General features: G+C 55.6%; 21 protein-coding genes. 10 read left to right on the forward strand and 11 right to left on the reverse strand.

Annotated elements, in window-relative coordinates:
* Positions 1–85: 85 nt before the first annotated feature.
* Positions 86–385 (forward strand): helix-turn-helix transcriptional regulator, encoded by a 300-nt coding sequence (locus MXM41_RS19435; RefSeq protein WP_325933792.1) that lies wholly within the window; start codon positions 86–88, stop codon positions 383–385.
* 211 nt (positions 386–596) lie between these two features.
* Here the strand turns inward: MXM41_RS19435 and MXM41_RS19440 are convergent, their stop codons facing one another.
* The 3 genes from MXM41_RS19440 to MXM41_RS19450 all read right to left on the reverse strand — a co-directional run bounded on the left by MXM41_RS19440 (position 597) and on the right by MXM41_RS19450 (position 2,881).
* Positions 597–1,139 carry a hypothetical protein gene (locus MXM41_RS19440; protein ID WP_325933793.1) on the reverse strand — a complete coding sequence of 181 codons (543 nt, stop codon included), beginning with the start codon at positions 1,137–1,139 and terminating at the stop codon, positions 597–599.
* 142 nt (positions 1,140–1,281) lie between these two features.
* Positions 1,282–2,280: a class I SAM-dependent methyltransferase gene (locus tag MXM41_RS19445; protein WP_325933794.1), complete on the reverse strand. Its 999-nt coding sequence runs from the start codon at positions 2,278–2,280 to the stop codon at positions 1,282–1,284.
* A gap of 76 nt (positions 2,281–2,356) precedes the next feature.
* The gene (locus tag MXM41_RS19450) at positions 2,357–2,881 is read right to left on the reverse strand and encodes a lipocalin family protein (RefSeq protein WP_325933795.1); all 525 of its coding nucleotides are present in this window, start codon (positions 2,879–2,881) and stop codon (positions 2,357–2,359) included.
* 117 nt (positions 2,882–2,998) lie between these two features.
* Between MXM41_RS19450 and MXM41_RS19455 the strand changes: the two genes are divergently transcribed.
* The 4 genes from MXM41_RS19455 to MXM41_RS19470 all read left to right on the forward strand — a co-directional run bounded on the left by MXM41_RS19455 (position 2,999) and on the right by MXM41_RS19470 (position 6,529).
* On the forward strand, positions 2,999–3,727 hold the full coding sequence (locus MXM41_RS19455) for a MerR family transcriptional regulator (RefSeq protein WP_325933796.1): 729 nt from the start codon (positions 2,999–3,001) through the stop codon (positions 3,725–3,727).
* Between the two features lie 96 nt (positions 3,728–3,823).
* Entirely contained in the window at positions 3,824–4,234 is a 411-nt protein-coding gene (gene uraH, locus MXM41_RS19460) for a hydroxyisourate hydrolase (RefSeq protein ID WP_325933798.1), read from the forward strand.
* Between the two features lie 102 nt (positions 4,235–4,336).
* A complete protein-coding gene (locus MXM41_RS19465; RefSeq protein WP_325933799.1) occupies positions 4,337–5,296 on the forward strand; it encodes a DUF523 and DUF1722 domain-containing protein in 960 nt (319 codons plus the stop codon).
* A gap of 144 nt (positions 5,297–5,440) precedes the next feature.
* Positions 5,441–6,529: an AAA family ATPase gene (locus MXM41_RS19470; RefSeq protein ID WP_325933801.1), complete on the forward strand. Its 1,089-nt coding sequence runs from the start codon at positions 5,441–5,443 to the stop codon at positions 6,527–6,529.
* 19 nt (positions 6,530–6,548) lie between these two features.
* On the opposite strand, the gene MXM41_RS19475 is transcribed toward MXM41_RS19470, so the two are convergent.
* From MXM41_RS19475 to MXM41_RS19500, 6 genes are all read right to left on the reverse strand, one after another.
* Entirely contained in the window at positions 6,549–7,511 is a 963-nt protein-coding gene (locus MXM41_RS19475) for a GlxA family transcriptional regulator (RefSeq protein ID WP_325933802.1), read from the reverse strand.
* Positions 7,512–7,537: 26 nt separating this feature from the next.
* Complete coding sequence (locus tag MXM41_RS19480) at positions 7,538–8,317, reverse strand: MBL fold metallo-hydrolase (RefSeq protein ID WP_325933803.1); 780 nt, start codon at positions 8,315–8,317, stop codon at positions 7,538–7,540.
* A gap of 138 nt (positions 8,318–8,455) precedes the next feature.
* Positions 8,456–9,259 carry a lipoprotein NlpA gene (gene nlpA / locus MXM41_RS19485; protein WP_325933804.1) on the reverse strand — a complete coding sequence of 268 codons (804 nt, stop codon included), beginning with the start codon at positions 9,257–9,259 and terminating at the stop codon, positions 8,456–8,458.
* 170 nt (positions 9,260–9,429) lie between these two features.
* The gene (locus tag MXM41_RS19490) at positions 9,430–9,828 is read right to left on the reverse strand and encodes a type II toxin-antitoxin system VapC family toxin (RefSeq protein ID WP_325933805.1); all 399 of its coding nucleotides are present in this window, start codon (positions 9,826–9,828) and stop codon (positions 9,430–9,432) included.
* Complete coding sequence (locus MXM41_RS19495; RefSeq protein ID WP_325933920.1) at positions 9,825–10,091, reverse strand: AbrB/MazE/SpoVT family DNA-binding domain-containing protein; 267 nt, start codon at positions 10,089–10,091, stop codon at positions 9,825–9,827. Before MXM41_RS19495 ends, MXM41_RS19490 begins: the two co-directional genes overlap by 4 nt.
* A gap of 117 nt (positions 10,092–10,208) precedes the next feature.
* Complete coding sequence (locus tag MXM41_RS19500) at positions 10,209–11,705, reverse strand: MDR family MFS transporter (protein WP_325933806.1); 1,497 nt, start codon at positions 11,703–11,705, stop codon at positions 10,209–10,211.
* Between the two features lie 81 nt (positions 11,706–11,786).
* Between MXM41_RS19500 and MXM41_RS19505 the strand changes: the two genes are divergently transcribed.
* Complete coding sequence (locus tag MXM41_RS19505) at positions 11,787–12,446, forward strand: TetR/AcrR family transcriptional regulator (protein WP_325933807.1); 660 nt, start codon at positions 11,787–11,789, stop codon at positions 12,444–12,446.
* Here MXM41_RS19505 and MXM41_RS19510 read toward each other — a convergent pair.
* Positions 12,443–12,862, reverse strand: a complete 420-nt coding sequence (locus tag MXM41_RS19510) for a GNAT family N-acetyltransferase (RefSeq protein WP_325933808.1) — start codon at positions 12,860–12,862, stop codon at positions 12,443–12,445. The two genes, MXM41_RS19505 and MXM41_RS19510, sit on opposite strands and share 4 nt — an antisense overlap.
* A 322-nt stretch (positions 12,863–13,184) precedes the next feature.
* On the opposite strand from MXM41_RS19510, the gene MXM41_RS19515 reads away from it, so the two are divergent.
* On the forward strand, positions 13,185–13,481 hold the full coding sequence (locus MXM41_RS19515) for a YicS family protein (RefSeq protein ID WP_325933809.1): 297 nt from the start codon (positions 13,185–13,187) through the stop codon (positions 13,479–13,481).
* 35 nt (positions 13,482–13,516) lie between these two features.
* On the opposite strand, the gene MXM41_RS19520 is transcribed toward MXM41_RS19515, so the two are convergent.
* The gene (locus MXM41_RS19520; protein ID WP_325933810.1) at positions 13,517–14,464 is read right to left on the reverse strand and encodes a LacI family DNA-binding transcriptional regulator; all 948 of its coding nucleotides are present in this window, start codon (positions 14,462–14,464) and stop codon (positions 13,517–13,519) included.
* Positions 14,465–14,758: 294 nt separating this feature from the next.
* Here MXM41_RS19520 and MXM41_RS19525 point away from each other — a divergent pair, with 294 nt between their 5' ends.
* From MXM41_RS19525 to MXM41_RS19535, 3 genes are read left to right on the forward strand one after another with little or no spacing between them, the layout of a single operon-like run.
* On the forward strand, positions 14,759–15,073 hold the full coding sequence (locus tag MXM41_RS19525) for a PTS sugar transporter subunit IIB (protein ID WP_325933811.1): 315 nt from the start codon (positions 14,759–14,761) through the stop codon (positions 15,071–15,073).
* 12 nt (positions 15,074–15,085) lie between these two features.
* Positions 15,086–16,411 carry a PTS sugar transporter subunit IIC gene (locus tag MXM41_RS19530; protein ID WP_325933812.1) on the forward strand — a complete coding sequence of 442 codons (1,326 nt, stop codon included), beginning with the start codon at positions 15,086–15,088 and terminating at the stop codon, positions 16,409–16,411.
* Between the two features lie 17 nt (positions 16,412–16,428).
* On the forward strand, positions 16,429–17,814 hold the full coding sequence (locus MXM41_RS19535) for a glycoside hydrolase family 1 protein (protein ID WP_325933813.1): 1,386 nt from the start codon (positions 16,429–16,431) through the stop codon (positions 17,812–17,814).
* The last annotated feature ends 2 nt before the right edge of the window (positions 17,815–17,816 follow it).

The raw sequence follows: 17,816 nt of genomic DNA on the forward strand, positions 1-17,816 counted from the left end.
CAAGCGTGAGCTCGTGCATTTATAAGTTGTAGCTTATACGATTAATAACTTATCAAGGATGACATCATGTAATGGAGACAAGAAATTGAAAACCCTGAATGAAGCGATCGCTTCGCATTCCCCTGAAAGCCAAAAACGCATCAAAGAAATGGCCGACGAAATGATCCTGGATACAGGTCTGCAAATGATGCGAGAAGAGTTGAAGCTGTCGCAAAAGCATGTCGCTGAGGTGATGGGAATTAGTCAGCCCGCAGTCACTCAGCTCGAACAGCGCGGGATTGAGCTGAAAATCGCTACGCTTAAACGCTACATTGAGGCGATGGGCGGTAAACTGAGCCTGGATATTGAACTCCCGACCGGGAAACGCGTGGCGTTTCACATTTAGGAAATTCCAGTTTTGTCCCTCTCCCAACAGGAGAGGGAATCGACCGCACTTAAACAGATACCTCCATCACCGCATCCACCCCGTCTTTCTGCACGACCGTATGACATTATTTTTTGTGCCATTAAATACTTTTGCAGCCGGTGTAATTTTCCTTATACATGTATCCATCGCAGCCTGTCCCGGCAAGATATATGACAATCAATCCGCTATATTATTGAACGTTTCCTGAAACAGTGGATTTAATGTACGTGAGAACCTGTTGTTGATTCATTGGCGACCGCATATTGATGCCCATTCCCAGCTTTTGCAGACATGCGTGGAGATTTTGGATTAATGAGTCATCATTCTTTAAACAGATAATATAGGCATTTTCAAAAGGTAAAATATTAACAAGCCTTATACCTTGTGGGCTCAGGTAGTGGTTGATATGTTCGAGCCAGGGCATCACATAGGGAAGATCCCAGGGCTCAATTTTCGCCTCTGACCAGTTAATTTTCTCAATGAGCGTAAAAAGATACTCAGAGGGATCAACGGGAAGAGAAGCACTAACCAGTGGTTTTAACGCCGGAAGATAACCGGTATATTCCGTCCATTCTTCATATACCATCAGATGTTGCGCGCTGAGGTTGTCATATAACCAATCAAGAACAGTTTCAGTCTCAAAGGTGGTGGGAAAAGAGGCATAAAGTGGATCGGGATCTAATTCCGGGATACTGTTTTTCAGGGCGTGTATCAGGTCCTTAAAATCGTCCATTAATATTTCCTTATATTATTCACTAGATAAATTAAAAATTATTTTTTGATCCAGATATATCCCGCTGCGCCGTAAACAATATCAAGCGGCTATAAAAACTGCAATTTCATCCCTCTGTCGTAGCCCGATAAATATGGCGACCTTATTTCCTGATTTCCATCACCGCATACACTCCGTCTTTCGGCACAATTACCGTGACGTTTTCCACCGGAATGCCCGCCGCCAGATGGATATCCTGAAGCTGTTGCAGAGTGCGCGGGTAGATCGGCGTCCAGCCGATACAGCGCAGGGCAAAATCGATCTGCGGGCTGCTGGTGAGCATGTTCGAGACGATAATCGCCCCGCCGGGCTTCACCAGCCGCAGAACATGTTGCAGGAAGGTCACCGCGTCGGCGTCGTTGAAATATTCGAAGATCCCCAGCGCATCCACCAGCTCGACGCGGCCTTCTCCCAGCGCCTGTACCAGCTTATCGCTGTGGATCAGGCACTCTTTCAGATCGCGCTGCAATATCGTGACCTGCTCCCCGACGCGCAGCCCTTCAGCGGCGGTCATTTTCTCTGCCCACTTCAGGGAGACGGGATCGACGTCCACCAGCGTTAAATGCACTTTTTGCCCGTCAAGATGGGCGCCGCGCAGCGCCTCAAGCACCGGGACGGCCGCGCCGCTGGCGAGGCTGACCCAGACATTGTCGATATCGTTACGCAGGTACTGTTCCGCCAGCACCGCCATCACCTTCGCGCGGGAGCGGATGCCGATGGCGTCGTTGGCGTGGATAAACCACAGGCGGCTGCGGCTGTCCATCCGGGTGCCGTCGGGGAGATGTTCATCCAGCGGATTCTGGATGGCGTACAGGGCCAGCGCCGTGGGCACCAGCCGGGTACGCCAGGCGACGATCGCCGGGCGTGTCGCGAAAGCCTGTTCAGACCAGGCGTGCTGGCATTTTATCGTCTTCTCGCCGCTGGCAGCCTTTTCAATCAGCGGCGGCATCAGCTGCGGGTCCGCTTTTAACGCCCGATCAACGGCGTTAATTTCGCGCGTTACCTCGTCTTTCATCGGCCATTTATCACTGACATCGGGAAACGACGCGCTGTGGATGGTCATGGTGGACGGCGCGGTGCCGCGAAAGGGTTGCCAGTGCATATGTTCATCTCCCGTGTACCCATGACGGAAGTCTACTTCCCTGTTCGCTTACCGCCCCAGGAAGAAAGCACGATCTTTACTGCTTCACCCACACCAGCTGATCGACCCGGAATCCCAGGCTGCGCGCGGTGTTCAGATAGTCCTGTTTCACCGCGTCCGGAATGGTTGGCGTGCGGGACAAGATCCACAGGTAGTCGCGGTTCGGGCCGCTGACCAGCGCGTACTGGTAGTCGTCGTCCAGCTTGATCACGTTATACCCGCCGTAGAACGGGCCAAAGAACGAGACCTTAAGCGCAGCGGTCGTTGGCGCACCAGTGTAATAGGCTTTGCCCTCGCTCTCATTCCACTTGCGCTTCACCGGATCGTATCCCCGGTTAAGCACGCTGATCCCGCCGTCGCTGCGCTTGCCGTAGGTGGCCGTGACCTGCTCCAGGCCACGTTCGAAGCGGTTTTCCAGCCGGGCAACCTCGTACCATTTGCCAAGATAGCGGCTGGCGTCAAAGTTGGTTATCGGCTGCACGCCTTTCGGCGGCGTCGGGGATTTGCAGGCGACCAGGGTCAGCGCAATGGCGACACCGGTCACAACAGGCCATAGTTTCATGAGAACTCCTTTCATTTGCGCGTCTGGAAGTAAAGTGTAGTGCACCGGTCTGGCGCTTCATCCCGCGGGCAAATATTCGTAGTATATTGAGATTATTCCTTCCCTTCGGATACAGACATGGCCTACTCCATCGGCGAATTCGCCAGACTCAGCGGGATCACCGCCACCACGCTGCGGGCGTGGCAGCGCCGCTACGGTTTACTCAAGCCGCAGCGCACGGAGGGCGGCCATCGCCAGTACAGCGAAGAGGACGTCCAGCAGGCGCTGAAGATCCTCGACTGGGTAAAAAAAGGCGTCCCCATTGGTCAGGTGAAGCCGCTGCTGGAACGCCCTTCCCCGAATCGCGCTAACAACTGGCTGACGCTGCAAATGAACATGCTGCAACGTCTGCAGGAGGGCAGAATCGAATCCCTGCGCCAGATGATTTACGACGCCGGTCGCGAATATCCGCGACCAGAGCTGGTGGCAAAAGTGTTGCGCCCGCTGCGCAGCCAGGTCTCAGCCAATGTGCCTGCCGCCATGACCCTGCGCGAGCTCCTCGACGGCATCATCATCGCCTACACCTCGTTTTGCCTTGAGGGCGATAAAAAAGCACCGGGCGATAACCTCCTGCTGAGCGGCTGGCATCTGAACGACCCGTGCGAAATCTGGCTCGAAGCCTTAACCCGTACCGGCCAGGGCCACCGCATCGACATTCTGCCCATTCCGCCTGCCACGCTGGCCCCGGAGATCCTCCCGGACCGCAAGTGGTTGCTGGTCACCAGCGGTAAACTGACCGCCGCACGCAAGAAACAGGTCGAACAGTGGCAGCAGCAGGTTTCTCTTGAGGTAATTATCCTCCGCTGATTTTCTCCTGTGGGAATGTTCACGAAAAGTTGAATATTTTCTCGCGCGGCAAATGCTAACGTTTTCCTGTGACTTATTACTCCACAGGAAAACCCAATGAAAAAAACTGCCCCTCTGCTGATCCTGGCCTCCATGGCCTTTGCCCCTGTTGCCTTTAGCGCCCCTGTCGGCACGCTGAGCGTGCACATTCTGGACCAGCAAACCGGCACGCCGCCGCCGGGCGTCAGCGTCACGCTGGAAAAGCAGCAGCAGGACAAATGGACCCCCATTGCCAGCGGTAAAACCGACCAGGATGGCCGCATTAAGTCGCTCTATCCAGAGGATCAGGATATGCAGCCTGGCGTCTACAAAGTGACCTTTAAAACCGCAGAGTACTTCCAGGCGAATAAGCTGAAGTCGTTCTTCCCGGAGATCCCGGTGCTGTTTACCGTGACCCGCACCAACGAAAAGCTGCACATCCCGCTGCTGCTCAGCCAGTACGGTTATTCAACGTATAAGGGCAGCTAAAAATCATTGATTTTTAAAAGTAATAAAAAATAAATCTGCTAATACTTGGACAAAATAGTCAAGTTGTGTAACTTTTAGATATAGGCTCTGGAGGTACACACCATGACAACAAAACCTGTGCTGGGTATTAGCGGCTGTTTGACCGGCTCCGCCGTTCGCTTCGACGGCGGGCATAAGCGTATGGGCTTTGTCATGGATGAGCTGGCCCAGTGGGTGACCTTCAGGCCGGTATGCCCGGAAATGGCGATCGGCCTGCCGACGCCTCGCCCTGCGCTGCGTCTGGTACAGACCACCCGCGGTGAGACGCAGATGCGGTTCAGCAAAGCGCCTCACGAGGACGTCACGCAGAAGATGGCCGACTTTGCGGCGGGTTATCTGCCAAAGATCGGCGATCTCGCAGGGTTTATCGTCTGTGCGAAATCCCCCAGCTGCGGCATGGAGCGCGTGCGGCTGTATGATGAAAACGGCAACCGGGGCCGCAAGGAGGGTGTCGGGCTGTTCACCGCCGCCCTGCTTGAAGCCTGGCCGTGGTTACCGGTGGAAGAAGACGGACGCCTGCACGATCCGGTGCTACGGGAAAACTTCGTTGAGCGCGTCTTCGCCCTTCATGAACTGAACACCCTGCGGGCTAATGGCCTGACCCGCCATGCGCTGCTGGACTTCCACAGCCGGTACAAACTCCAGCTGCTGGCCCACCATCAGGCGGGCTACCGGGAGATTGGCCCGTTTGTCGCCTCGCTGCACGAATGGGAAGATCTGGACGCTTTCTTCGTGGCGTATCGCGAAAAGCTGATGGCGATCCTGAAGCAACCCGCCTCGCGCAAGAATCACACCAACGTGTTAATGCATATTCAGGGCTATTTCCGTAACCAGCTGAACGCCCGCCAGCGCGGTGAACTGCGCGACGTGATCCTCCACTACCGTGATGGATTGTTGCCTATTCTCGCCCCGCTCACGTTGCTGAAGCATTACATGGCCGAATATCCCGACAGCTATCTGATGACGCAAAACTACTTTGATCCCTATCCCGATGATTTGGGTCTGCGTCTCGCCGTGATCTGACAGTAACAATGCGAAGGCCCCATTGACCCATAGAGGCCCAAAGCAGTACCCCGTTTGACGACACCCTCACTGTCGTCTTTTTTTTGCTTTTCGCCTGAAACACTGTAACTGTATACAGTAAATGATGCGCAACGGGGTACGCCGATGATCAACACTCTGCATATTCAAAACTACCGCTCGATTCGCGATCTGTCGCTGGATCTGCAGCAGCTCAATATCGTCTTTGGCCCGAACGGCACCGGCAAATCCAATATTTACAAGGCGATCCACCTGATGCACAGCGCGGCGCAGGGGCAGTTTTCCCAGGCGCTGGCGAACGAAGGCGGGATTTTGAAGGTTTTCTGGGCTGGCAAAACCCGCAGCGACCAGCTGCGGCGCATGAACCTGGCGGTGGAGACAGAGACTTACGAATACGAGCTGCAGGTGGGATTTGTCGAGAAGCTGCCCTATCCCTCGCAGTTTCAGCTCGATCCGGTCATTAAAGAGGAGTCCATCTGGCTGAGCGGCCACCAGCGGCGCCCGTCCGCGCGCCTGATGCAGCGCAAAAACCAGACGGTATTTCTGAATAACGTTCACCACGAAAAGGTGACCCACAGCGGTACCCTGTATGAGAACGAATCGGTGTTCGGGCAGCTCGGCGAGCCACACCTCTACCCGGAGGTGTCGCAGTTGCGCGAGTCATTGCGTAACTGGCGCTTTTATCATGAATTTTCCGTCTCGTCCGGTTCGGCAATGCGCGCCCCGCAAGTGGGGTTCCGCTCGCCGGTACTGGCCAGCGACGGTGCAAACCTGGCGGCGGCGTTTCAGACCATCGTCGAGATTGGCGACGAGCTGTTGCTGATGCGCATACTCGACCAGGCCTTCCCCGGCTGTGTGTTTTACAGCGATAACACGGGTGGACGCTTCCGCATGATGATGCAACGCGAAGGCTTAAGCCGACCGCTCGAACCCGCAGAGTTCTCCGACGGCACGCTGCGTTTTCTGTGCCTGGCGGTCGCGCTGCTCAGCCCACGTCCGCCCGCCTTTATCGCCCTCAACGAACCGGAAAACAGCCTGCATCCGCAGATGCTCCCCGCCCTGGCGAGCCTGATTGCCGAGGCCAGCCGCTATTCACAGATCTGGCTCACCAGCCACTCGCCGGAGCTGGCCACGCTGATTGAAAAGCACCGTTCGTTTTCGCTGTATCAGCTGTCGATGGCGGAGGGGGAGACAAAAATGGAGAAGCTGGGGTAACTGCCGGGAGGCGCTGCGCTTACCCGGCCTGGGGCTGAGTGCGGAAGGTTTTGCGCCACTCCGCCGGGCTGACGCCAAAGCGAGCCTTAAACTGCTGACGCCAGGTCACGGCGGAAAGAAACCCCACCTGCTCCGCCACCGCATCCATCGGCAGATTGCTGCTTTCCAGCAACAGCTGGCTACGTCGCAGACGCTCGGCGGTGATCCACCCGGTGACGCTCATCCCGGTGGCTTTCATAAAATGGCGGGTCAGCGTGCGGCGACTCATCGCCACGCTCTCTGCCAGCGAATCCAGGCTCAGCGGCTGATGAATGTTGCGCTGGAGATAATCAATCAGGTTGTTGATGCGCGCATCACGGGTATTTTCCGGCACCGGCTGGGCGATAAACTGCGCCTGACCGCCCTCCCGGTGCGGGGGCACGATCATTCGCCGGGCAATCTGATTGGCGACCACGCTGCCAAAGCGCTGACGAATAATGTACAGGCAACAGTCCAGCGCCGCCGCGGTGCCAGCAGAGGTGATAATGCGATCGTCATCGACGTACAGCGCGTTGATATCCAGCCGCGCCGCCGGAAACAGCGTCTGAAACTGACGCTCAAACTCCCAGTGAGTCGCTGCACGTTTGCCGTCCAGAATGCCTGCGTATCCGAGAACAAATGCACCCAGACACAGCCCGACAATCTCCGCGCCCTTATCTCTTGCCCGCACCAGGCTGTCGAGCAGCGCCTGTGGCGGACGTTCAAGCACGTGTGCCCAGTAAGGCACCACCACGATATCGGCCTGTTCGATAACCGAGAAATCGTGCGTCGCATTCAGTGCAAAGCCGTCGCGGGAGGTGAGCATACCCGGCGTTTCGGCGCAGATACGCACATCAAAACGCTTTTCGCCGCTGATACCGTCACCAAAAAGAATGCAGGGCACGGAGTAGTGAAAAGGGCTGAACCCGTCCACGGCGACAATCGCCACTGTTGTAAGTTTCACATTGTTCTCCTTTGCCCTGATGCTGCTCAGACTATAACGCTTTCCCCGTCCTGGGGAATAATGACCGCCTCGCCAATCTGGTTCGCGTCCAGATATTCCCGCAGCGCGCTGCGCGTCAGCAGGCAGTGGTTGATGGCCTCCATATGGACCGCGACGATTTTTGCCTGCGGCAGCAGATAGTGCACGTTCAGCACATCCTCCTGCCCCATGATGATGGGCCCAAAGCCGATCACATGTGCGTACCCGGCATTCAGCACCACCACATCCGGCTGGTGCTTTTGCAGCTCGGCGGCGACCTGCGGGCGCAAAATGGTGTCGCCCGCAATCAGCAGCGTTTTTTCATCGGGATGGCGAAACACTACGCCGCACGCCTCTCCAAGCCGCTCCGCCAGCTCGGGTACCGCGTAAGCGCGGTCGGTGCCGTGTTGACCGCCGTGGGTTTTGCTCAGCTGGATCTCGCCAAACGACGTGTTATCTGTCAAAACGGTCAGATTGCGGAAACCCTGGCTGCGCAGCAGCTGCGCGTCATCATCGTGCTGGACAAAGATCGGCATCTCTTTGGCGATCCGCTCGATGGCATGCTGATCCCAGTGATCGGCATGGGTATGGGTCACGATAACCGCATCGACATCCAGCAGGCTTTCCAGCGCACAGGGCAGTTCCACCATCGGGTTGCGAATTTCTGACCGGGCGGTGCCCGGAAAACCCGGGTATGTATCTTTTGGTGCCAGCATCGGGTCAATCAGAAAGCGTTTTCCGGCGTAGGTGATAAGCTGCGTCGCGTTACGAATATGGGTAATGTTCATGAGCTGTTCTCCGGTCTGTGTTGCAAAAAGTTTAGCCGGAGAGAAGCCGCCAGAATGTGGGCTAAAGGGCATTCAACGATGGGATTGGGCCAACTTATCTTCAGGCCGCGATGATCGGTATCACCGCGGCATGGTGATTTATTCCCAGCCCGGCACGGCCCCGCCGTTAAAGATGGTCTCTGCCGCCTTCGCCACTTCTGGCGACTGGTAGGACTGAATAAATTCCTTCACGTTCTCCGCATCTTTATTGTCTTCCCGCGTCACTACGATGTTCACGTACGGCGAGTTTTTATCTTCGATAAAGACGCTGTCATGCACCGGTGACAGCCCGGTTTGCTGGAGATAGGTGGTACTGATAATCGCCACGTCCACTTTCGGATCGTCCAGCACGCGCGGCAATTGCGCCCCCTCCAGCTCCATGATTTTCAGCTTTTTCGGGTTGGCGGTGATATCCAGCGCCGTCGGCAGCAAACCGACGTCCGGTTTCAGGGTGATCAGCTTTTCGTTTTGCAGCAGCAACAGCGCGCGGCCCAGGTTGGTGGGGTCATTCGGGATGGCGATGGTGGCGCCATCTTTAAGTTCAGACACCGATTTGATCTTGCGGGAATAACCCGCCATCGGGAAGACAAAGGTGTTGCCCACCGCCACCAGCTTGTATCCGTGCGCTTTGTTATCTTCCGCAAGGAACGGGCGATGCTGGAAGACGTTGGCGTCCAGCTCGCCGTGGTCGGTAGCGTCGTTCGGCAGCAGCGAGCCGCTAAAGCCCACCAGCTCGACGTCGAGGCCGAACTTCTCTTTCGCCACTTTTTTGGCGACTTCTGCCACGTCCTGCTCGGCGCCGTTAATCACGCCAACTTTAATGTGCTTAGCATCGCTGCCGCTCTGGTCACAGCCCGCCAGCAGCAGGCCAGCGAGAAGAAGCGCACCCAATTGAAGTTTCACCGGTCATGTCCTTTTGATAACTGTTTTATCGACTATATCGGCAACTCTGCGGCAGGTTAAAAAACGAAAAGGAATCAATAAGAAGGATAAGTTATATGCGGCTTTTACCGGGTGAATGCGTGCCGACGCTTTGTAGGCCCGGTAAGCGTAGCGCTACCGGGCGTTGAGGCTCAGGCCGCTGTGGTCCAGTCCTCGATAGTCAACGCCTGCACCATCCCGAAGGCACGATCGTTAGTCACAATCGTCGTGCCCCGACTGAGAGCATGCGCTGCGATCAACTGATCGAGATCGCCCATGATTTTGCCGCGCTTTTCCATTTCGGCGCGCAGCTTGCCGTAGATTGCCGCAGCGTCACTGTCCCAGTCGCAAACGGTGATAGTGCTCAGAAACTCCCTTATTGTCTCTTTCAACCCGCCGCTTTGTTTTTTATCCGCCCCATAAAGCAACTCCGCTTCTGTGATACTTGAGATACACACGTCGGCTGGCTTCAGGTTAGCCATTCTGTTTACGACACCGGGATGCCTTTTAAATAAATGGCTCACAATATTCGTATCCAGCATATGTTTCATACCTGAACTCCATCCAGAGGATCCCTCTTTGTAATACTCTGATTTCTTTCCTCCGGACTTAAAAAAGAATCCGGTACGGTCGTGTTTTCCAGCATCCTGAAAAATTCATCCCAGCTTTTTTCCTTGGCAGGTTCTGCAGCCAAAACCACATTCCCCTCCTCATCCCGCCGGATATAAACACTCTCCGAATCAAACGCGAACTCAGCAGGCAGTAAGACCGCCTGGTTTCTCCCCTTTTTGAACAGTTTTGCTTTGCGTTCCATTGCAACCTCTGCTGGTTTATTGACCAGGCAACAGGATGCGCCAGTATCGCCAGGGAAGACAAGCAGGGTCATTCAGATTCGGAAAGCGACTCGCAACAAATAGCAGAACCGCTAACCTCAGGCTTCCCGCTTGCGCAGCGGCGCCTCGCGCAAAAACCACGACAGCACAAAGGCCAGCACCATAATGCCTGCCGCCATCAGGAACACCGCGTGAATGGCAGAGCCAAAGGCGTCCAGGTAGTCCAGGCGCAGGGCATCCGGCAGATGGTGAATGGCGGTCGGGTTCATCTCCCGCGGCAGTTCGGTCCCCTCGGGGATCCGCGCCATCAGGCCCGACTGCAATACGTGGGTGAATACCGCGCCAAACAGCGCCACGCCAATCGCCCCGCCGATGGAGCGGAACAGGGTGACGCCCGAGGTAGCCACACCGTACTGGCTGGAGGAGACGCTGTTCTGTACCGCCAGCACCAGCACCTGCATCACCAGACCCAGCCCCGCCCCCAGCACGCCGGTAAACAGGTAGAGCTGCCAGACCGGCGAATCAATGGTGATCCGCGTCAGTAACGCCATGCCGACCACACCCAGCAGGGTGCCGAGGATCGGGAACAGGCGATATTTCCCGGTGCGGCTGATAATACGACCGCTGATAATCGAGGTCAGCAGCAGCCCGCCCATCAGCGGGATCAGCTGCAAACCGGCCTGGGTCGGGGTGGCCTCTTTGACAATCTGCAGATAGAGCGGCAGGAAGGTCACCGAGCCAAACAGCGACATACCGATGATAAAACCAATCAGGCTACAAAGCAGAAAGCTGCGATCGCGGAAGAGCGACAGCGGAATAATCGGCTCCCACGCCAGACGCTCCTCATAGATAAACCCAGCGATACCCGTCAGGCCAAAGGCCAGAATGCACCACAGCTGCGGGTCGCTCCACTCGCGTACCGTGCCTCCTTCGCTGGTAAACAGGATGATGCACAGCAGCGCCATGCTGAGGTAAATCGCCCCCAGATAGTCGATCTCATGTTTGTTGCGCTTCGCGCTGCCGCGAAAGACCGCGCCGATCACCAGCAGGGCAAACAGCCCCAGCGGCAGGTTGATATAGAAAATCCAGCGCCAGGAGGCGTGCTGCACCAGAAACCCGCCCACCAGCGGGCCAATCACCGTCGCCAGGCCAAAGACCCCGCCGAACAGGCCCTGATAGCGACCACGCTCCGCAGGCGGGATCACGTCGGCCACCGCCGCCATGCTGATCACCATCAGCCCGCCGCCGCCCAGCCCCTGCAGGGCGCGCATCAGCACCAGCTGGGTCATGTTCTGCGCCAGCCCGCACAGGGCAGAGCCCAGCAGAAACAGGACAATCGCAATTTGCAGAACAATTTTGCGGCCAAAGAGATCGCCAAACTTGCCGTACAGCGGCACCACGATGGTGGAACTCAGAATATAAGCCGTGACCACCCAGGAGAGCTTATCCAGCCCGCCCAGTTCACCCACAATTGTGGGCAGCGCCGTGGAGACGATGGTCTGATCGAGGGCCGAGAGCAGCATCACCAGCAGGAGCGCGCTGAACAGCAGCCGCACCGAAGGCGCGTTTTTGGTTTGCGTTGTTGAATCTGACATCCTAAAACACCGCTTGAAATTAATTAATTGGATAATTAATATTTATTGAAGTTATGAATCAGGTCAAGGGATCCCCCGCGTATGTCAGCACATAAAGATAATTCCGACCCCATGCCACAGGCTCGCCGCCCCGGGCGTCCGCGCGGGCGTAAACCCACCGCTACCAGCCGGGAACAGCTGCTGGATATTGCTCTGGATCTCTTTGCGCGTCAGGGGATTGCCCGCACCTCGCTTAACGCCATAGCCCGGGAGGCAGGCGTGACGCCGGCGATGCTGCACTACTACTTTAACTCCCGGGAACAGCTGCTGGATGCGATGATCGAGGAGCGTTTTCTGCCGCTTCGCAGCGCCATCGCGACGCTTTTCAGCAGCCACCCGGATGACCCGGTGACCGCTCTGACGCTGATGGTGGAAAAGCTGGCCGAGCTGGCCGTTCTGCACCACTGGTTCGCACCGCTGTGGATGCAGGAGGTAATAGGTGAAATGCCGGTTCTGCGCGCGCATTTGCAGGCCCGGTTCGGCGATGAAAAATATCAGGGAACGCTGGACACCGTAGCCCGCTGGCAACAGGAGGGGAAACTGAACCGCGATCTGGCGCCGGAGCTGCTGTTCACCACTCTGTTAAGTCTGGTGCTGGTGCCCTTTTCGCGGATGCGCAATGACGAGAGGTTAAGCGCCCTCTCGCCTGAACGTATTGTGCGCCATGCCCTGGCGGTGATCGGTTGCGGTATTGGCGCTTAAAGCGCCTTCGACAGGTAATGCCGTTGTATGCCTGGATACGGGAAATCGTTCAGCGTCATTTCCAGCTTATAGCCCTGCTTTTCGTAAAACGGACGCGCCTGGAAACTGAAGGTATCCACCAGCGCATGCCGGCAACCCTGCTTGCGGGCCTCCTCTTCGGCGGCGTGCATCAGCTGGCTGCCAAGCCCGCTGCCGCGTAGTTCGTCGGATACCCAAAGATATTTGATGTTCAGCCACTCGCCCTGGCGGTTGCCGATCAGCCCGCCGCGCATTTTGCCGCTGTCGTCGCGGGCATAGACCGCGATATCACTCCCCACGCGGGAAAAATCAATAAACTGGCTGTTATACATCCGCAGCAGCTGCAGTAGCTCTTCTTGTTCTTGTTCAGTAATGGTGTCGGTAATACTCAGTTGCATATCATTCCCCCGTTACGTTGCATATCGACTATCGCACACTGCGCTCAGGATACAAACGCCAAATTCTGGCGTTATGCTGGCTAAAAAATGTAAGTGCAATCAACGTAAAACTCTCTTTGCGAGCGGAATCACTCTTTGTTACCTGACGGCCGCCAGCCGTCACAAATTTTTCTGTCTGGCTTGCCTGTCCGGCAAATTGTGCGGCTACGCTTAGTCGTACCCCTGCGCAACTATTGGCAAAATTAATACTTTCGGCTTGGGTCGCAAAGGCGGATGTAACGATACATTTCATAAACGTGTGTGTTTTTTTCCGGAGGATTCCATGAAGTCAGCGCACCTGTTTTGCCTCATCGTCTGCCTGCTTTTCGCCGCCTTCGTTCATGCTCAGGAAATGAACGACCCGGTAAAATTAGAACAGATGAAACAGGCGGTGTTAAAGGATGTGAAAAAAGCCTGTGCCCCACAGCGCAAGCAAAGCGATAAAGAGTGGCAGGCGATGATTATGACCTCTGAGGCGAATCAGCTGCTGGTCAAAAATGCGGTGGTGGCGATGGAGCGGAACAACCAGGAAGGCTACTGGGATGCCGTCAGCCAGGTGGACTGCATGGAAGATTACTGAGTACGCATTAAGGGGCCAGACAGCCCCCTAATTTTTTATCGACGCATATCAGGAATAATTAAATCCCCGCGCAGCACATAGGAGCCCAGCATCTGGGTTTTCTCATTCAGCCAGCTGACAATCCGTGCCGCCATGGCATCCATTGAGTATTCAATCGCCGGAATGGTTGGGATCCCCGGCAGGTGCAGCGACCCCGCCAGACTGAAGACCATGATATCGCCCGGTACCGATTTATTAAACGCCTGCAGCTGCGGGATCACCCGCTGCGCTTCCTGTTCGTCGGCCACCAGTAAGGCGTTGAAGTTGAGCGTCGTGGCGTTATTCAGCAGCTCCTGTAGCGCCACCGAGGATGACGTGGCCTCCATAAACACCAGGTTGCGGTTAAACGGCAGGAAGTTTTTTTCCAGCGCGTGTTTGTAACCCAGCAGGACCTGATCGGCAAAACCGCTGCCTTGCGGATGGATCAGGGCAATCTGCCGGCGCCCCTGGCTGGCGAGGAAGTTACAGGCGGTTTCCGCGGCAAAGGCATGGTCAAACTGGATACTGTTGGCGTTACGGGTTTCCATGCAGTCCACCAGAATGACATTCTCCTGATCGATCTGCAGCGGAAAACGGGCGCCGATAATCAGAATGTCATCGCATAACCCGCAGGAGAGCTCCTCCAGCGCGTTCATGACTTCCGCTTTAGCGTTAGCGAAGCGCAGCAGCAGATGCTTTTGATGCTGGCTGAGGTGTTTTTCCAGCGCGTACAGGTAACCGGTCGTCTGGTTGATGTTGTCGTGCGCGCAAATCACTCCGATACAGCCGGTTGACTGGCTGAGCAGCGACTGGGCAATCACATTTGGCCGATAGTTCAGCTCTTCCACTGCTTTCAGTACGGCCTGGCGGCTGGCTTCCTTCACGCCGCGCGACCCGCTCAACACCCGTGATACCGTGGCTTTGGACACCCCGGCCAGACGTGATACATCGTTGATTGTAGACATCTTTTTCCCCTGACAGGTCTCTCCAGGCCCCTGTAATTCCTGATTCCACTTCGGCTCATATTATAGCCACTCAGGAGTATATCCGTTTCCGTTTTCTATGGAAACCGATTTTCCGTTTCCACTCCATGTGATGTAAAAGCAGCCAAAATATGTGACCCAAATCCGATAAACAGGCCCCATAAGTAATGGATCTTGATGGCTGTCACACTTCTGTCTTATATGAATGGAAACCGGTTTCCATCTGTTATCCAATCATCTCCGCAATAACTATTTACATTTTGAGGATGGTTGTCGATGTTCAAGATTATGCTGTGCTGTTCTGCCGGGATGTCCACCAGTCTGCTGGTACGGAAAATGGTCGAAGCCGCGGACGAACGCGGTTTACCTGTCAAAATCGATGCGTACGGTGTTTCAGAATTTGATACACAGTTTCCGCAATATCAGGTCGTGCTTCTCGGACCGCAAGTCAAATACATGTTAAAAACGCTCTCAGATAAGGCTGCCACCCAGGGCATACCCGTTCAGTCCATCGATACAATGGATTACGGTATGCAACGTGGTGATAAAGTGCTGGACTATGCTCTGTCGCTCATTGAAGCGGCACACTAAGAAGGTGTTCTCATGAGTTCGTTATATCAATCTATGGTTGCCGTCATTGAGCAGTCCATTACGCCTCTGGCGGGCAAGCTGGGCCAGCAGAAGTACGTGATTGCCATCCGCGACGGTTTTACCGCCGCGCTGCCGTTCATGATCATCGGCTCCTTTATGCTGGTGTTCATCTTCCCACCGTTCTCCGCAGATACCACCAACAGTTTTGCCCGCGGCTGGCTGGATTTTTCTGAGACCTGGCGCGAACAGCTGATGCTGCCGTTTAACCTCAGCATGGGTGTGATGACCTTCTTTATCTCGGTAGGAATTGGCGCCAGCCTCGGTCGGCAGTTTAATCTCGACCCGGTGATGTCCGGTCTGCTGGCGTTTATGGCGTTCCTGCTGGTGGCCGCGCCCTATGCCGACGGTAAAATCTCCACCCAGTATCTGTCGGGCCAGGGGATCTTCACTGCACTTATCACCGCCATCTATGCCACCCGCGTTTACGCATGGCTGAAGGATCACAACGTCACCATCCGTCTGCCGAAAGAAGTGCCGACCGGCGTGGCGCGTTCGTTTGAGATCCTGATCCCGGTGGTGGTGGTTATTGGTACGCTGCACCCGCTGAACTTGTTTATCGAAGCCCAGACCGGAATGATTATCCCGCAGGCGATTATGCACCTGCTGGAGCCGCTGGTTTCCGCCTCTGACTCCCTGCCCGCCATTCTGCTCTCCGTGCTGCTGTGCCAGATTTTCTGGTTTGCCGGCATTCACGGCTCGCTGATTGTGACCGGCATTATGAACCCGTTCTGGATGGCCAACCTCTCCGCCAACCAGGCTGCTCTGGCTGCCGGCGCTGCGCTGCCGCACGTCTATCTGCAGGGCTTCTGGGATCACTACCTGCTGATTGGTGGTGTAGGCTCCACCCTGCCGCTGGCCTTCCTGCTGCTGCGTAGCCGCGCGACTCACCTGCGCACCATTGGCAAAATGGGCATCGTGCCAAGCTTCTTTAATATCAACGAACCGATTCTGTTCGGCGCGCCGATCATCATGAACCCGATGCTGTTTATTCCGTTCGTGTTCGTTCCGATGATCAACGCATGTCTGGCGTACGCTGCCACTAAACTCGGCTGGCTGGCACAGGTTGTGTCGCTGACGCCGTGGACAACGCCGGCTCCGATTGGTGCCTCCTGGGCGGCAAACTGGGCCTTCAGTCCGGTGGTAATGTGCGTCATTTGTATGGTGATGTCGGCGCTGATGTATTTACCGTTCCTGCGTGCTTATGAACGTTCTTTGATGAAAACCGAAGAGCAGAAAGCGCAGGCGACCGTAGGTGCAGCAGAGACCGTCGGCAATTAAGTCAAAGAGGACGATTTATGAAATATGCATTTCCCGAAAACTTCTGGTGGGGCAGCGCCTGTTCTGCATTGCAAACCGAAGGGGAAAGCCAGGGCGGCGGGAAAGGATTAACCACCTGGGATCACTGGTTTGCAGAGCAGCCAAATCGCTTTCACAACGGGGTAGGACCGCAGAATACCTCCACGTTTTATCAGCACTGGAAAGCCGACATTCAGCTGTTAAAGCAGCTGAACCACAATAGCTTTCGCACCTCGATAAGCTGGGCGCGCCTGATCCCGGATGGCACCGGTGAAGTGAACCAGGAGGCGGTGACGTTTTACAACCAGGCGATTGACGAACTGATCGCCCAGGGCATCACGCCGTTTATCACCCTGTTCCACTTCGACATGCCGATGGCGATGCAGGAGATTGGCGGCTGGGAAAACCGCGACGTGGTCGCGGCCTATGCCCGCTACGCAGAAACCTGCTTTGAGCTTTTTGGTGATCGGGTAATGCACTGGTTTACCTTCAACGAGCCGATTGTGCCGGTAGAGGGCGGGTATCTGTATGACTTCCACTACCCGAACGTGGTCGATTTCCGGCGTGCTGCCACCGTGGCCTATCACACCGTGCTGGCCCATGCGCAGGCGGTTCGCGCCTTCCGCGCCGGGCATTATGCCGGTGAGATTGGCATCGTGCTGAACCTGACGCCGTCCTATCCGCGTTCGCAGAACCCGGCGGATGTAAAAGCCGCGCATCACTGCGATCTGCTGTTTAACCGCAGCTTCCTCGATCCGGTGCTGTGCGGTGAATACCCGGCTGATCTGGTAGCGATGCTGAAAGCGCACGATCAGCTGCCTGCCTGTCTGCCAGAAGACAGCGCGCTGATTGCCGACGGTAAAATCGACCTGCTGGGCATCAACTACTACCAGCCGCGTCGGGTGAAGTGCCGTGATAGCGCCATCAACCCGCAGGCGCCGTTTATGCCGGAGTGGTTCTTCGACAGCTACGAGATGCCGGGGCGCAAAATGAACCCGTATCGCGGCTGGGAAATCTACGAACCGGGTATTTACGATATTCTCATTAACCTGCGCGATAATTACGGCAACCCACGCTGTTTTATTTCAGAAAATGGTATGGGTGTCGAAAATGAACAGCGTTTTATTGAGAACGGCCAGATTAACGACCAATATCGTATCGATTTTATTTCTGAACATCTTAAATGGCTACATAAAGGCATTAGCGAAGGCTGTAATTGTCTCGGCTACCATATGTGGACATTTATTGATAACTGGTCATGGTGCAATGCGTATAAAAACCGGTATGGCTTTGTCCAGCTCGATTTAGACACGCAGCAACGTACCATTAAAAAGAGCGGAGAATGGTTTGCCAAAACCTCTCTGAATAATAGTTTCGATAAATAGAG

The sequence above is a fragment of the Leclercia adecarboxylata genome, assembly GCF_035787115.1.
GTDB classification, from domain to species: domain Bacteria; phylum Pseudomonadota; class Gammaproteobacteria; order Enterobacterales; family Enterobacteriaceae; genus Enterobacter; species Enterobacter adecarboxylatus_E.